Source organism: Butyrivibrio sp. AE3009 (genome assembly GCF_000420845.1).
In the GTDB taxonomy this organism is placed as follows: Bacteria; Bacillota; Clostridia; order Lachnospirales; family Lachnospiraceae; genus Butyrivibrio.
Genome location: NZ_ATVS01000001.1, coordinates 221,705 through 236,211 on the forward strand (window position 1 = coordinate 221,705; position 14,507 = coordinate 236,211).

Annotated in this window: 16 protein-coding genes; 1 reads left to right on the forward strand and 15 read right to left on the reverse strand. The window is 41.1% G+C overall.

The annotated features are described in order from the left end of the window. Positions 1 to 4: 4 nt before the first annotated feature. The 8 genes from G588_RS0100900 to G588_RS23500 form a co-directional block, all read right to left on the reverse strand. Positions 5 to 601: a TetR/AcrR family transcriptional regulator gene (locus G588_RS0100900; RefSeq protein ID WP_022776872.1), complete on the reverse strand. Its 597-nt coding sequence runs from the start codon at positions 599 to 601 to the stop codon at positions 5 to 7. 159 nt (positions 602 to 760) lie between these two features. Continuing rightward, positions 761 to 1,486, reverse strand: a complete 726-nt coding sequence (locus G588_RS0100905; protein ID WP_022776873.1) for an AlkZ-related protein — start codon at positions 1,484 to 1,486, stop codon at positions 761 to 763. 33 nt (positions 1,487 to 1,519) lie between these two features. After that, entirely contained in the window at positions 1,520 to 2,518 is a 999-nt protein-coding gene (locus G588_RS0100910; RefSeq protein ID WP_022776874.1) for a serine hydrolase domain-containing protein, read from the reverse strand. A gap of 90 nt (positions 2,519 to 2,608) precedes the next feature. Further along, positions 2,609 to 4,096 (reverse strand): GDSL-type esterase/lipase family protein, encoded by a 1,488-nt coding sequence (locus G588_RS21125; protein WP_022776875.1) that lies wholly within the window; start codon positions 4,094 to 4,096, stop codon positions 2,609 to 2,611. A 127-nt stretch (positions 4,097 to 4,223) separates the two neighbouring features. After that, complete coding sequence (locus G588_RS0100920; protein WP_022776876.1) at positions 4,224 to 5,018, reverse strand: class I SAM-dependent methyltransferase; 795 nt, start codon at positions 5,016 to 5,018, stop codon at positions 4,224 to 4,226. 40 nt (positions 5,019 to 5,058) lie between these two features. Then, positions 5,059 to 5,232, reverse strand: a complete 174-nt coding sequence (locus tag G588_RS22660) for a peptide deformylase (RefSeq protein ID WP_022776877.1) — start codon at positions 5,230 to 5,232, stop codon at positions 5,059 to 5,061. Then, the gene (locus tag G588_RS0100930; RefSeq protein ID WP_155830717.1) at positions 5,232 to 5,627 is read right to left on the reverse strand and encodes a hypothetical protein; all 396 of its coding nucleotides are present in this window, start codon (positions 5,625 to 5,627) and stop codon (positions 5,232 to 5,234) included. The genes G588_RS22660 and G588_RS0100930 overlap by 1 nt, the downstream gene beginning before the upstream one ends. Before the next feature lie 11 nt (positions 5,628 to 5,638). Then, positions 5,639 to 5,737: a DUF5680 domain-containing protein gene (locus tag G588_RS23500; RefSeq protein ID WP_242830322.1), complete on the reverse strand. Its 99-nt coding sequence runs from the start codon at positions 5,735 to 5,737 to the stop codon at positions 5,639 to 5,641. Between the two features lie 419 nt (positions 5,738 to 6,156). Here G588_RS23500 and G588_RS21130 point away from each other — a divergent pair, with 419 nt between their 5' ends. Beyond that, positions 6,157 to 7,314 carry a PqqD family protein gene (locus tag G588_RS21130; RefSeq protein ID WP_022776879.1) on the forward strand — a complete coding sequence of 386 codons (1,158 nt, stop codon included), beginning with the start codon at positions 6,157 to 6,159 and terminating at the stop codon, positions 7,312 to 7,314. Between the two features lie 4 nt (positions 7,315 to 7,318). Here G588_RS21130 and G588_RS0100940 read toward each other — a convergent pair whose 3' ends face one another. The 7 genes from G588_RS0100940 to G588_RS21135 form a co-directional block, all read right to left on the reverse strand. After that, positions 7,319 to 9,115 (reverse strand): ABC transporter ATP-binding protein, encoded by a 1,797-nt coding sequence (locus tag G588_RS0100940; RefSeq protein ID WP_022776880.1) that lies wholly within the window; start codon positions 9,113 to 9,115, stop codon positions 7,319 to 7,321. Positions 9,116 to 9,145: 30 nt separating this feature from the next. Continuing rightward, on the reverse strand, positions 9,146 to 9,571 hold the full coding sequence (locus G588_RS0100945) for a hypothetical protein (protein ID WP_022776881.1): 426 nt from the start codon (positions 9,569 to 9,571) through the stop codon (positions 9,146 to 9,148). Between the two features lie 121 nt (positions 9,572 to 9,692). Next, entirely contained in the window at positions 9,693 to 9,878 is a 186-nt protein-coding gene (locus tag G588_RS0100950; RefSeq protein WP_026668499.1) for a hypothetical protein, read from the reverse strand. An 8-nt stretch (positions 9,879 to 9,886) separates the two neighbouring features. Beyond that, positions 9,887 to 10,771, reverse strand: coding sequence for a GNAT family N-acetyltransferase (locus G588_RS0100955; protein WP_022776882.1), 885 nt, complete (start codon positions 10,769 to 10,771; stop codon positions 9,887 to 9,889). Between the two features lie 21 nt (positions 10,772 to 10,792). Then, the gene (locus G588_RS18665) at positions 10,793 to 11,236 is read right to left on the reverse strand and encodes a GNAT family N-acetyltransferase (protein WP_022776883.1); all 444 of its coding nucleotides are present in this window, start codon (positions 11,234 to 11,236) and stop codon (positions 10,793 to 10,795) included. Positions 11,237 to 11,293: 57 nt separating this feature from the next. After that, positions 11,294 to 12,475 (reverse strand): MerR family transcriptional regulator, encoded by a 1,182-nt coding sequence (locus G588_RS0100965; protein WP_022776884.1) that lies wholly within the window; start codon positions 12,473 to 12,475, stop codon positions 11,294 to 11,296. A 522-nt stretch (positions 12,476 to 12,997) separates the two neighbouring features. Further along, on the reverse strand, positions 12,998 to 14,488 hold the full coding sequence (locus G588_RS21135; RefSeq protein ID WP_022776886.1) for a serine hydrolase: 1,491 nt from the start codon (positions 14,486 to 14,488) through the stop codon (positions 12,998 to 13,000). Between the last annotated feature and the right edge of the window lie 19 nt (positions 14,489 to 14,507).

The following is a 14,507-nucleotide window of genomic DNA, read 5'->3' on the forward strand; positions in this document are numbered from 1 at the left end:
ATTTTTAAATAAATTCGTATTTCTCTAAGAAAATGTCTATATGCTTTTCAACAATCTGAAGAGCTTCCTTCTTTTTTCTTGGTTGTCTATCCAGAAGCTGGACCATGATTGTAATGGGGGATATAAATTCCAGCGCAATTATCGCTGCGTCCCCCTTCGCCATCTGCCCCCGGTCCATCATTTTCTGGAAAATTGATGTATATACATCCTGAAGATATGTGAGCTGATGCCTGGTAGTAAGCTTAGCCAGAGTAGCATTTCTGTACTGCTCCATGGTTATGAGCTTTCGCATCTTTTTAGCAGTGTCATTCTTAAGGGTGAAATCCAAAGATCTCAAAGCATATGCCTTAAGATCCTCTCCGGAATTAATTCTGTCCGGCAGATTGTCATTCGCCCCCATGCCTTTGAGATATTCATCCTCCGCAGTATCGATCACTGCTTTTAGAAGGTCCTCTTTATTTTTGAAATACTTGTATATCGTCGGTCCCTTGATCCCAATTGACTCTGCTATCTCATCCACCCCGGTTCCGTCAAATCCTTTTTCGGAAAACAGATCTCTTGCAGCCTTTATCAAGGGTTCCTTGGCGTTTGTTCTTGGCATATGGCCTCTCCTACATAGATACAGGCAGTTTTTCTAACTATCGTTACCAATTATAAGTTAACGAGCGTTCACTGTCAACGATTCATTTCCGGTTAAATTTCTCCATCAAAAAACAGACCTTATCACTTGCACAAATAAAGTCTGTTTTACACTGATATTTCATCCGATAAGCAGTCTCTTTATCTGTGAGTCTGTAGCAATCGGATATATCTCTTTCATATGGTCTATAATAGCTCTGCCGGAGTCTTCAGGTTTTTCACAGTACCTTGACGTCACATGCTCGTAGCCCCAGATTGATTCAGGCCTGGAATAAACAGCTATAGGCCATCCGTAGAATTCGCCCTTCTTGTTCTTCCGTTGCCTGAAGTCCCTGACGCACAGATATGTTTTCATCTGAAGGTCCGTAATTGTACCCTCAAATCCCTTCTCGCCTCCTTTTCCAAAGCCGGCTCTTGCCTTGACTTCATTGGAATACAGCTCAGCCTCTGCCTCGAAAAGATCCATTATCTTTTTCTGGCGTCTCGAGGCTTTCTCATCATCCCAGAGCGCATCGAAATCATAGCCATCACGGCGGAGATTAACAAAGTATGGAAGCCACTTCTTAGATATAAAGCCCGCTTTCTTAGCAAAAAACTTGCCGTATGCCACTTCACCGCTACGGGCAATTATCTCACGCCATTCCCATGGGTCAACCTCCTGATCACCGCACCACCAATACCCCGGCACGGTTCTCTCCTCAAGAGAAAATCCGGGAATGTCATTTTTGAATAATGGCAAAAAGCCAATTTCATTTATGTAGTCTATTGCTTCCTGTACTGTATGGATGCATTCCGGGTCGTTCCAGTCCACACCATACATGATCCATGTTCCGCTCTCATTTCCCATACACTCACCAACTCTTCCTATGCTTATATAAGCCTATAATGCATTTTCAACAACCGGCAAAACTTTCTTCTCTATGAACTCCACCCTGTCAAAGATCCTTGGCTTAAATGTACCTGTTATTCCCACAGATACATATTTCTCTTTATTTACATAGATTATATTTCCGCTGTCACCAATCGCCGCATATACATCTCTGTCATCGTAGGGTTTGTACCATAAGTAACCATAGTTCATGTAGCCAAAGCGCTCCCCCAGCTTAATGTGAGGTGCCAGCATGTCATTCAAATATTCTTCAGAAATGATTCTTTTCCCATTGAAGTTTCCGCCGTTAAGAACAAGTGCGCCGATCACAGCCATATCTTTTGCCGACATGCATAATCCCCAGCCTGCGGTAACGCAGCCCTGTGGATCAGAGTACCACTCATATTTCCTTGGATTCTTGTTCATAAAGAAATCAAACTGATCTTCTTTGGAACTGTCACCGTGTGGTATTCGCTTCGGAAGCCCCAACGGTTCAAATAGATTTTTGTTAGCGAAATCAATGCATTTCTCTCCGGTGGCTCTCTCGATTATTCCTGCCAGTATCTGAATGCCCAGTGTTGCATACCTAAACTCTCCTGTGATCCCATTACGACCTCCAAGATAATCCAGGATTGCAAGAGTAAAGTCCGGTGAAGTGCACACCTTTTTCCAGGGCTCTGACTTACCCTTATAGGGCGCTGTCATTGTAAGCAGGTGCCTGATCGTGACATCATAGATAGTTTTTTCTCCGCGCTTTACAGTGTAATCCGGAAAAAAATCCATCACCTTCTGATCCAAATTCCTGATATAGCCTTTGTCCAGCGCAATTCCCGCAAGCAGTCCCATAACACCTTTTGTTACGGAGTTTACATTCATCGCATCCTCAGTCTTAAATCCATGCCAGCAATCATCATATACTTTATCCCCGTCTTTGATCGCATAGATCTGACAGATATTGCTCTCATTTCCGGTGCTCTCTGAAATTAATGCGTGAAGTTGTTCTTTATTCATGATAAAAGCCTCCTCTTAGGAAAGATTTGGACGTCCTAAGAAAAGGCTAATATGATTAAAAATTCTTTTCAAGAAAAATCTTAAAAATATTTAGCCGGATCCTTCAGACTGGCTGGTGGATGCTTCATTTCCGGCCTCTGAACCGTTATCGCCATTTCCTTCATTATTTTCGGTGGATCCACTATTTGAGGACTCTTCTTGCTTTTCTCTTTCTTCCTCTTCCTGTTTCTTCTCTTCTTCTTTCTTTTGCTCTTCTTCCTGTTTTTTCTTTTCTTCTTCTTCTGCTTTCTTTTGCTCTTCTTCCTGCTTCTTCTTTTCTTCTTCTTTCTTCTGCTCTTCTTCCTGCTTCTTCTTTTCTTCTTCTTTCTTCTGCTCTTCTTCCTGTTTCTTCTTTTCTTCTTCTTCTTCTTCTTCTGCTTTCTTTTGCTCTTCTTCCTTCTTCTTTTCTTCCTCTTCCTGTTTCTTCTCTTCTTCCGCTTTCTTCTTTGCTTCCTCGTCTTCTGTCACAGTACTACTCTGAGAAGAAGCATCTGAAGCATTCTGATCTTCTATGATTCCCATCATGTCCATAAGGTCGCCAAGATTGCCGTCGTTAATTCCTGATTCATCACCAGTTGTAGCCTTGACCTTGTTTGGATCAGGCTTAACATACTTAACTACATATTCACCCTCATCAGATATTCCAGGCACTGGGTGCTCTACTATGTAATTGAATATGGCTTCGCATCCTTTCCCAGAATAATGAAGTCCGTCGCCACCGTTATACTCAGACTTTACCTGTCCATCAGATTCTTTGAGGACTTCAGCGATATCAAGATAGAAAATGTGTTTCTCCTTTGCAGTCTCCAAAAGGAAATCATTGTATTTGTCTATCAATGCGTTCTGCACATAGTTTTTGTACATTCCGTTATCATCTACGGGACCTATAGACACAAGTACAATATTGGAATTAGGCGCCAGCTCGGATACACTGTCTATAAGTGAAATAAATGTATTCTTGTAATGATCCTCGCTGGAATCATTGATTCCGTTTACACCAAGAAGAATATATATAACCTGAGCCTGATGAGACTCCAGGTAAGATTTCATAGTATATTCTTTTCCAGCATTGTTCATGAATATATTGGATGCAAATGCCGGATGTGATATTCCAATCTGTGCAAGTGCGGAATCATCGTTAAAAAAGCCGTAGTTAACCATGGCTACGGTTCTGGAATCGCCCAGGAATACGCATCTGTTAAGATATCCCTTCTTAGCACCTTCTTTTTTAACAAGTACAGTTGTATCCGAAGTAGATTCGGTCTTGGTTTCTTCGGTTGCCATCTCTACTACAGGCATGTCTGCGTCACCGGATGCTCCCTCGTTTGCAATCTGGGTTTCTCCACCGTTCTCACTCAAAGAATTGTTCTTAACACCACTTATGTACGCCATAACCAGGATGATAGCAAAGGCAATCACCACTATTCCCAATGAGATGGCAATCAGCTCCTTTGTACCAATATGCTGCATTATATTATCAAGTTTTCTCGCTGTATTTCTCTTTATTTTCCTAAGTTTCTTAAATATATCATTCCTCATGTGTATTCTATTTTCCTTCAATCGATTTTTTTAGGAATTCTTCGCTGAGGTCTGAAAGAATCCTAAAAGGTCCTGTCTTTTTTATTCCCTACAAGCTCCAATCTGTCATCGTCAATAATGCTGTGATTTATCGCTGTTTTCTCACCTGTAATTCAGCAATTGAAATATAATGCTTAACATCAAATTCTTCCGGAGCATTTTCATTCAGCATCTTAATATGTTCCTCATTCCATGCCTTAAGCTGAGTTTCATCCATTGCTGCGCCAACTCCTCTGCAGGCACGCATACGGCCATGCCAGCTATCTCTTGTAAATGAGACGTCAACCCGAAACTCCTTCTGCAGTACCTTGTCAAAGCTTGCAAGCAGCTCTTTAGGAACGAAGACAGGATGAACGGTATCTCCATAGGAAGACCAATTGGGATTATGCTTTAAGATGATTTCTTCGCTTTTTCCTGCAATATCGTCTTCATAGGGGAGCCATCCCATGTACAGAATAAGCAGCTTTCCTCCCGGTTTCAGCATTCGTGCAAATCTCTCGGCTATCACCTTTGCATCCAGATACCAAATGCACTGGCATACTGTAATAACGTCAAATGTATTATCCGGGTAATCTACTTCTTCAGCGGGGCATGCATAGAATTCAATTTCCATCCCGTTCTCCGCTGAGAGTCTCTTTGCCTGTTCTATCTGATTCTCCGAAATATCGGTTCCTATCCATTTTGCGCCATAGCGATACATATTTCTTGGAAGGACACCGGTTCCGGTTCCGATATCCAGCACCTTCTGTCCATCCCTGCACAATCCCAGATCCAAAATGCTTTGATAGAATTCATCCGGATAAATATCTCTGTATTTTGCATAGTCTTTAGAAGTATTTCCCCAATCAAAAACCTTACCGTTATCTATATCTGAGAATTGCATATGATTCCTTTCCCCGATGCCTTTTCTTCATCACATATTTCTAAATAAGTATCCCTGAAAAATGGTCGATTTCATGCTGGATTATCTGCGCTGTAAAGTCCTTGTACTTGCCATGTTGAGGCTTAAGATCCTGAATAACCCTTTTGTCAGCCTCTGTTGCAGGCTCTGACTTTTGCTGCAAAAACATTATATCTTTAACTATCTGCTTAACCATTACAGTTTTCTCCTTGCAATTATCTTATTGAACACATCACAGATATCCGTTTCCAAAGAGTAAAGGTATTTGATTCTTCCTATCGTGTTTATAGTTTCCGTTTCTCCTGACTTAATATCTTGCTTTGTGGTGCCTTCTAATCTCAATGCACGTTTCATGTTATACTCAAGCCATTCTACCCATGTATACGCTATACCATATAGTTTATTATATGATCTAAAACCATTATCATATTCACTTAAATATCCATTATAAAAAGATGCCAGATTCTCACTGCTATATCTCTGATTAACTGTTCCCGCCCACTGGAGCGAAAGGTCAAGGCATGACGCTATAGGATTACTATATCCCAAGCATTCCAGGTCGATTACAAAAGGCTCTCCATTGTCCCACATATGTTGCATGCTTATTTCAACAGTCCACCATGAAATACACATTCATAGACTTTCTGTTCGTTCTGATATATTTCTTCATAGCCCTGAAACCAGGTAAAATCACCGGTCACTTATGGTCCTATCAGCCCCTGCTTTAATAGGATAAATTGTCTTGCCTGTTCATTAGTAATAGTTTTCATATGACCTCGGATATCAGTGTGCAAATCACCAGATTTTTATATAAGCATCCCCGAAAAATGGTCAATCTCATGCAGCCATTCAAGCATTTCTTTCATTAGTCGTCTCCTTTTATCAAGTGTTTTGTCTGTTTTCTCTCAAACTTAGATATGTATATTACTTAATTGTAATCTTTACATCAGGTAAGTATCAATCTGTTTCTTAATTATTACTGCGGATCATTCATTTTTTCCGCCAAGTTCCTTTTTTATATAAAAGCCTATGAAAACACTTCAAAGCAACAGGTTTTAATATGCTATAATATGCTGGTATTACTAATATTAAACCTTATTTTCTTAAGAGTGGGGAACCTATGATAAGAAATAACGATTTTACTCTTGAATATATCGGCGACACTCCTTGTCTGCTAACGCATGGTCAAAGCGCAGCAGATAGGAAGAAAAGCTTATTTCTAAATGATACCGGTGTTTTTATCTGGAATTTACTCTCCAAAGATCTGACAATTGAAGAAATCTTTGATAGTTGCTATGAATACTTTGAGATAAACGAGGCAGATCGCCCTGACGCAAAGCGTTCCATTCAAAGCTTTATGGATTCCCTTTGTTATTCAGGAATGGTTATAGATACTGATTTTTATAAAAAGCTTAAACTCAAAAAATATGTCAGCATGAATATTGCCGGTATCTGCGTAAATCTGTTCGGCAAGGAAGAACTGTTTGATGATAGCTTTATGTCTTTTGCCGATGATGAATACACTTGCTCAGCTGATAAAACCCAGAATATTTATGTCTATCATATTGCACCTGTAATACATAAATCCGGTGAACTGATCATTCGTGATAAAGAGGTATCCATCATAAAAACATGTGATGAATATATTCTCATTTTCCCGTTATGGGAGCATGTTGACGAGCTTCATATATCACCGGACGGACAGAAGGTATCTGTTTTTGTTAAAGATACTGATAATGCCAAGGAAGAAGTATTCTGGGCTATTCGTCACGCTTTCCTTTATATGGCAAGAATCCATAACTTATTTGCCATACATTCGGTTTCCGTAGAGTATGATCACAAGGCTCTTCTCTTTTCTGCCGGATCCGGGATCGGCAAAAGTACACATGCAGCGCTTTGGAATAGGTTGTACGGCGTAAGACAGATCAATGGCGATTTGAATCTATTGGGAAAATGTGATGATGGCAAAATATATGCGTATGGCATGCCATGGTGTGGAACTTCAGGAATCTATGATGCTAAAGACTATGAGCTTAAAGGAATAGTACTGCTTCGTCAGGATCCAAAGAATTTTGTAAGTCATATGCAGCCGGAAGCTAAAGCTCTGGCTATTATGAACCGAATCATCTCTCCGATGTGGAATAGTGAGATGTCCTTAAGCGTTATTCGCTTCGCGCAGGAAGTTAGCGCTGACTATCCTGTATGGAATTACAGCTGCAACACCACAGATGATGCAGCTGCATTCATAAAGTCCCAAATCGATAGTACAACAGTTTAAGTATTCAGGCGATGCTTTCCATCTCGCTGATTTCCTCATCAGATAACTTACAGCAGTTGCCGTTTCTGATAGCATATACTCTATCGCATTGTTTTAATACTGAAGGTCTATGTGTAGTAATAATAGTGGTCCTAGGATATTCATCTGCCATGATATTCTTAAGGACCTCTTTTTCTGTCCATACATCAAGAGCAGAGGTTGCTTCATCCAGAAGAAGTATAGGCGACTGTCTAAGGATTGCTCTGGCAATAGACAACCTCTGGGCCTGTCCCTCTGAAAAGCCACTGCCGTGCTCTCCCATCTCACTGTTTATGCCTTCAGGAAGTTTCTTGACAAAGTCCCACGCACAAGCCATTTTCAGGGCTTTGATGATCTCGTCATCCGTTGCATCCTTTTTTACATTTCTCATATTTTGAGCTATAGTTCCCGAGAACATTGTATTTCCTTGTGGAACATATGCAAAAAGACTTCTCGTTGCAGCTGTTGCATAGAGACTATCTTCAAGTTCCCCATCACCGGTCGTTATACGCACCTGTCCCTCACCGGGTCTTATTATAGCAAGAAGAAGTCTTAGCATAGTTGTCTTTCCTTCGCCTGAAGGTCCGACAAATGCAACTGTCTCATGAGGATTAGCATTAAATTCAGCCTTGGAAAAGACATTTTCTGCACCTTCGTAAGCAAATGACACGTCCCTGGCTTCTACTCCTATTCCCTTACCTGCATGCTCCTGTTCAAATCTTTCAACCTCTTCGGCATTGGAATAATCATCTCTTGGAAGGTCCAGTATGCTTTTAACTCGGTCAGCTGAGTTAAACAAGCTAAGAGATGTTGGTACAAAACTGATAAGATTAGAAACTGAGCCTGTAAGAGAACTTGAAAGGCCTATAAACATGGTCATTGTTCCGTATGTGATAGCTCCGCTCCAAACCTTATATACGCCCCATGCCTGTGCAGAGTAGGATACAAGCATAGATACAAATGTCAGTATAAAAGTATTGAGCATTGATATCTTCTGGTACTTAAGCGTAGCTTCTGAATATCCTTTTTGTATTTCTTTTAGCCTGTCTATGTGATATGACAGCATATCAAAAGCTTTTATTGTCTGAATATTCGAGAAGGTCTCCTGATGAAAACCGTTCATTCTGGCGGATGCTGACATAGTTCCCATTCCGCTCTTTCTCATCATCTTCATAGAATAGCGCGAACTGATCAGTGTTATCGGGATGCTGGCAAGCGCAAAAATAGCAAATGTCCAATCGTATATGCAAACCATATATAAAGCGGATGCAAATCTGAAAATATAGATTATAAGGTTTGGTACGAGTGTCAAAATTCCTGATGCAATATTGGAAGCGTCACTTCCGCATCTCATAACAAGGTCACCGGAATGATATTTAGACAGAGATTGCCAATCCGTTTGTAATATTCCTTCAAAGATCTGCGCCTTTATCTCATTATTAACCTTAAGACTGATTTTGGTGGAAAGGTAACTTGATATCTGCGAAACACAAGTATTCACTACCGTAAGTACAATCATGATCATAAATGTGCGCAAAAGTTCCCCTGTGCGATGTCCTGTGATTATATCTACCAGGTCTCGTGAATTAAGGCTTGTAAAAAGACCAAGTATTATTCCGGTCATGCCAAGTAAAGTGTATATTACAATAGCGGGTATATGGTTTATTGCATATCCATATATCCACTTGAATATCAATAGCTTGTCTTTTAGCTTTCCTTCTTTAATTTTGTTGAAATAATAACTTATCTTCCCCATATCGTAAAAAAGAAGCACCACGTTCATATGTGGTGCTCCAATAAAAATCTTAAATAATTAGTTAATAGCCTGTACATCTCTTATTTTAAGTTCAGTCATTGTACCACTTGTACCTGATTCACGAATAGAACCGCCTTCAACAATAGCTTGGAAAACGAAATCTGTCCATTCGTTAGCATTAAGATGTCTATTAACATCAATACGAAAAGATGTATCAGATTCTTTTGTTATTGTATACTCAGAACTTCCAAAGCTCTTAATTGGTATTATTGAATCAATATAGATACTGAATCTCTCACAAACCTGATTTAATGGATTCTGGAAGTGTACTCTGACGTCTGTATGAGATCCGCCATTGTTGTTATCGTCATTAAGCCATGCGCTGGGTGGATTCGGAACAGGAGTTCCACTTCCGCCAAAAACACCTTCAGCTGTAAAATCGATACCAAGTTCCATTAACTGTGGTGCTTCAAAAGTCTTCATTATATACCCCCTATTAAAATGGATTTTATATCATCCATTTTCATTTTTTATAGTGAAATTATAAAATGATTTATAACAAATGACAATTAAATATCGATAATCTAACAAAATTGAAAGATTGCTATTCCTTAAGTTCCATGTTCCAGGTTGCAAACCATACTCTGTCTTCCGGGTTATCAAGGCATCCTTGAAGCATCTCTGAATATGCCTTCTGCATTTCCGGATTGTTCTCGTCATCTATAATCTTCTGCATTTCCTCATCTGATATCGGATGCAGGAGTAGCCTTTCCGTCTTTATTTTTATCATGTATCTCCTTACTTGACATCCTTTTTCCAGAAAAATGAATAATGATGTTTCTTCCTGAAGCCAAGCCTCTCATAGAATTCCATATCGGAAATCACGTAAGCCCTGGTTGCTCCAAGGTTTTTGGCTCTGCGAAACGCTTCAAATATCAAGGCTTTTGCAATGCCCTTCCCTCTGTATGCCGGTAAAGTACAGACAGGCTCAACATAAACATAATCAGTCCCTGCCATATACCAAAGCAGACAACAGGCCACCATTTCTCCCTTTTCATTTACTGCTGCAACACCTAAGTCCTTATTAAAATGCTTTCTGACTCTTGGAACAATCTCCTCTTCTCTCTCAAATTCTGCTTTATCCTCACCATGATCAAATCCCTGCCAGAAAAGCCATTGAAGGTCATAAGCATCCTTCACAGGATCCGGACAAAAGAGCTTAAGGCCATCCGGGAGTTCTGCTTCAAGCGAATCAGAAAGACTCCTTTCCATGATGGTCTCATCCTGGTCCGAGGGTATAAATCCAAGGCTCTTTGCCATCTCTAATTCGTCTGCATTCTCATCACAGATTGCCAGTCCAAAGCCGGAATCATCCCTAAGCTCTTTGCAGGCGTACTCCAGAACGGCCTTATATAAATCTATATACTCCGGAAGTACTCCGCAAAAGCCCTCGCCAAAATACATATCGTAGATAGCAGCGCCAACGATTTTGCCATCCACAGTCCAAAGGCCAATGGAATTCTTTAAGCTCTTATCAAATTCAGGATGTTCAATCATCCATTCCAGCCTTGCCCAGTTCCAGTTAATATGCCTGTCATCGTTCTCATTTAATGCAATCAGAAAAGAGCACAAGGCCTCATAATCACTGTCATTATAATTCTTAAAATCTATATTAGCTCTCATAATCAATATCTTCCTTATAGTTTACTCAAAAATCTGTCCGGGCAGCTTAAGCTTTTCTTTTGGCGGAAAGTTCTTATCAAACTCTTCAACATCAGCATCTTCCGGAAGGTCATGGTATCTGATTCCGAACTTGCTGGCATAGTCAAAGCCGCTGTGTCCATAGAAACCAATATTCCCTTCAAAAAGCACCGCTCCAAAGCCCATTTCTGCAGCCTTTTCAAGAGAGTAGTCCAGGATTGCCTTGCCATATCCTTTTCTTTTAAGCTCAGGAGCGATGCCGATCGGTCCCATTGTAAGAACATCGATAGTCTTTCCATCATCTGCCTCAATAGTAGTTTTCATAAATATGTTCTGACCGATAAGCTTGCCGTCTTTCTCCATGACAAAATCAAGTTCTTTTACAAAAGCAGGATCATCCCTAAGGACATGTATAACATAATGCTCACTACATCCCGGGCGATACACGTTCCAGAGGACTCCCTTACAAGGTTTTCAACTTCTCTGTACTCTTCTTGAATCCGGTCACTTTTTGTAGCAATGCCAGAACTGACTTCTTGCCTCAAGCACAAACTCACCGTCTTTTTCAATTTTATCTTCAAAATATGCAAGGAGCTTGTTCTCATATCCGGCAATAGCTTTCTCATGAGCCCTGTAGTAATCCTTCATCTTCTCCACGATTTCTTTTGCCTCAGTGTAATGCCAAAAATTAGGCAAAAGAACTGACTCCACCCTTGCAAAACATTTCTCCATCATGGATATATACTGATTTCTCTTCTCTGTCTGACCTGCTATTGTTTCATCTATGAATGATGAGTCTTCTCCTATAGCTTCAATAGCTTCTTTAAAGAGATTGTTCCAGTTTGCCACGTTAGCACCGTTGAAAGAAAACAGACCATCCTCTGCGACTACCTTGCTGGCATGTGCCACGATAGCTTCGATATCTTTTATCTCAGAATCAAGGTAATGAGCTATAACTACGTCATATTCGCCATTTTCATCAATCTTATCCCAGGTCTTCTCATCCTCAAGATCTGCAAATTCAAGCTTAATGTCTGCGCCTTCAGGCAGTTTATCTTTGTTCTCAGGAATGAACCTTGCAAAATCATCTGCCCAGCTGCCGTGAATGTCATACCCTGTAATCTTTGTTCCCTTGGGAATGTCAGTCCAATTGTTTCTCCAGAGCTTAGCGTATCCGCATCCCAGATCAAGAACTCTTTTTCCGTCTTTAAGATCAAGAGAATTGAAGATTCTCACATACCAGTCAAGTTCTCCGCTTGTATGCTTCAGTGCATCCCAGTGGCGCTCATCAGCAGACTGGTCAGCACTTACATACTGTACGATTTCTGCAACGTCATCCCAGTCAAGTTCTTCCTTTCGTGCCAAAGTTCTTTTAATTGCGTCAGTGATCTTCTCCAGTTGATATTTCTTTTCCTCCATCTTCTGAAGCTGAATTTCCAGCGCACCCTTAATGTCACTGGCTTCACCGCTCTTTAGATTATCTCTGATTTCTTCGAGGGAAAACCCTATCTGCTTAAGTGCCACAATCTTTTCCAAAATCTGCAGTGCTGCGTCATCGTAAAGACGATAGTTACCTTCAGAGTATTCGGTGGGTTTAAGTAGCCCTTTTTCATCATAAAGACGTATTGCCTTCTGTGATACTCCCGCTTTCTTTGCCATTTCTCCTGATGTCATTTTCTTTTCCATTTTGGGAACCTCCTTATTTGTTTATAAAACCACCTTAAGGGATTCCCTAAGGGAAGAGTCAACAGGCTTTTTGTTTTTTCAAAAATTTCTAAGTTTCTAAGTTGTATGATAACGCTTCTTAACCTGTGCTCTGCACGTGCAACAGATAAAAATCATCAGCATATATGCACTCTCCCTGCACATACGGTTCCAGGTTTTCCTTATGCCACCGTACCATTCTGGGCAAAATCTCGATACGATCAAAACCGTCATAAAAAAATCTGCCGTAAACCCCTCTGCCGGCTCATGAATCTGCAACAAATAGTCCTTTCCTACACGATAGGTCAGATTCTCATTGTGTCTCAGCAATTCTATTTCCAACGCATTGATATTGTAATTGGCTAACGCCTCTTGCATGCAGTCGTGCTCCATAATTAACCCCTCAACTTATGATCTCTATCTGTAATCTCGATATGCTCCTTTGCAGATTTTAATTGTTCAAGTAAACAGCAGACTTCGACGTCGTTTACAGTGGGCAAAAACTCACAATGCCGTAAGCTGCTCTACTCCGGACTCAGACTGATCTACCTCGGGATTTCGGTTTGTCATAACAACAGAAATCTCTCCTGTCACGAAATTCATTTTCAGCATGCTCTGTCCGTTTTCTCCCCAGCCCTGCGACACCATCGTGTCATTGCCTCGCAGGAACAGACCAAGGCCAATCCACGAAAAATCTTCTGTCGGCTTAATCATCTCCCGGGCAGATTCCCTGCTCAAAAACGAGTTCCTGCCATTTACCGCCTCATTAAATTCTTTTGCAATCATCATCAGTTCATAAGGCGTACTCCATAAGCCTGAAGCGGCAAGGTCCGGAATCTGCGGGTATTTACCGGGGATTAATACACCTTCACCGTCATATCCTGCAGCCAAATTCCGTTCTTTTTCCCGAAGTTCTATAGTCTTAAGTGAAGCAAAGAACGTCTTCTTAAGTCCTAACTGCGAAAAAACATATTTGGTAACGACTTCTTCAAAGTCGGCTTGCATAACCTCCTGAATCATCAATTGCAGCACACAATAGCCCGCATCGCTGTATTCAAATTCTGTTCCGGGCTGTTTTTCCGATGCGGTGCGTCGCTTATTATATGGAGTTCTGCCCTCCAAAACATCCAATACACTGACCTGAGGGTCGTTACGGCGAAGCCCGTAAAAAGAATCTTCCCCATCAACTATCCCGGAGGTATGATTAAGAATCGATCTTATGGTTGCATTGCTTTCTTTTCCGTCAGAAGCAAGCAGCTTCCACTGATGAAGATAGCGGTTGACAGGTTCGTCGATATTGCAAAGCTCCTGTTCCTGAAGCTTCATCACGGTTATGGCAGTAACAAACTTTGATATCGAACAGGCCGGAAAAGCGGTGTCGCCATCCACCGGAATACCGCTTTCTTTGTCGGCAACCCCGTCATATTTTAAAGTTTCTCTTCCCGCTGCATCCCTGTAAGCACAGCTCACCCCCGGGAAGCGTTCAAATATTTGTCTCTCAGAGTTTTCGGACTCATGATTCATATAGTCTTTAAGCGCTATATATTCCTGCTGATATGAGCCTCTTTTTTCCTCGCTTATGTCCGCGTATGATTCATGTTTTGAGAACAGTTCGATTGCATCCTGCAACGGAATCCATTCCGGCTGTACTCCGCGCTGCTTTTCAACATCGGTAAGTCTCATCTGCCCTTTTCCGGTTACTTCGCAGACAAAGAAATACCCCGTATAACGGTATTCTTCGTAATATTCGTGCATCGTCAAAAACTGCTCTGTCAAGCGGACGATAAGGCCCGTTTCTTCTTCGACCTCGCGAATCACGCAGTCCGCAGGACTTTCTCCTTGTTCAATTCCTCCACCCGGAAGCAGCCACCAACCGGAGTTTGATTCATGCGTAAGAAGAATCTTTCCGTCATGTATGATGATTGCTCTGCTGCCGTCGCGTGTCTTTGTATAATTATCAAACCGGTTCGCTCCCAGAATATCTACCGTCTTCATAGCCTTCTCCGCTTTCCGC

Bases quoted from the DNA above. Each gene is read 5' to 3' on its own strand.
- G588_RS0100945 (WP_022776881.1), bottom strand. From the start codon at position 9,571: ATGAAGACTTTTGAAGCACCACAGTTAATGGAACTTGGTATCGATTTT.
- G588_RS21135 (WP_022776886.1), bottom strand. From the start codon at position 14,488: ATGAAGACGGTAGATATTCTGGGAGCGAACCGGTTTGATAATTATACA.
- G588_RS0100905 (WP_022776873.1), bottom strand. From the start codon at position 1,486: ATGGGAAATGAGAGCGGAACATGGATCATGTATGGTGTGGACTGGAAC.
- G588_RS21125 (WP_022776875.1), bottom strand. From the start codon at position 4,096: ATGAGGAATGATATATTTAAGAAACTTAGGAAAATAAAGAGAAATACA.
- G588_RS0100940 (WP_022776880.1), bottom strand. From the start codon at position 9,115: ATGAACGTGGTGCTTCTTTTTTACGATATGGGGAAGATAAGTTATTAT.
- G588_RS22660 (WP_022776877.1), bottom strand. From the start codon at position 5,232: ATGGTTAAGCAGATAGTTAAAGATATAATGTTTTTGCAGCAAAAGTCA.
- G588_RS0100900 (WP_022776872.1), bottom strand. From the start codon at position 601: ATGCCAAGAACAAACGCCAAGGAACCCTTGATAAAGGCTGCAAGAGAT.
- G588_RS0100910 (WP_022776874.1), bottom strand. From the start codon at position 2,518: ATGAATAAAGAACAACTTCACGCATTAATTTCAGAGAGCACCGGAAAT.
- G588_RS21130 (WP_022776879.1), top strand. From the start codon at position 6,157: ATGATAAGAAATAACGATTTTACTCTTGAATATATCGGCGACACTCCT.
- G588_RS0100920 (WP_022776876.1), bottom strand. From the start codon at position 5,018: ATGCAATTCTCAGATATAGATAACGGTAAGGTTTTTGATTGGGGAAAT.
- G588_RS0100955 (WP_022776882.1), bottom strand. From the start codon at position 10,771: ATGAGAGCTAATATAGATTTTAAGAATTATAATGACAGTGATTATGAG.
- G588_RS0100930 (WP_155830717.1), bottom strand. From the start codon at position 5,627: ATGTGGGACAATGGAGAGCCTTTTGTAATCGACCTGGAATGCTTGGGA.
- G588_RS0100965 (WP_022776884.1), bottom strand. From the start codon at position 12,475: ATGGAAAAGAAAATGACATCAGGAGAAATGGCAAAGAAAGCGGGAGTA.
- G588_RS0100950 (WP_026668499.1), bottom strand. From the start codon at position 9,878: ATGATAAAAATAAAGACGGAAAGGCTACTCCTGCATCCGATATCAGAT.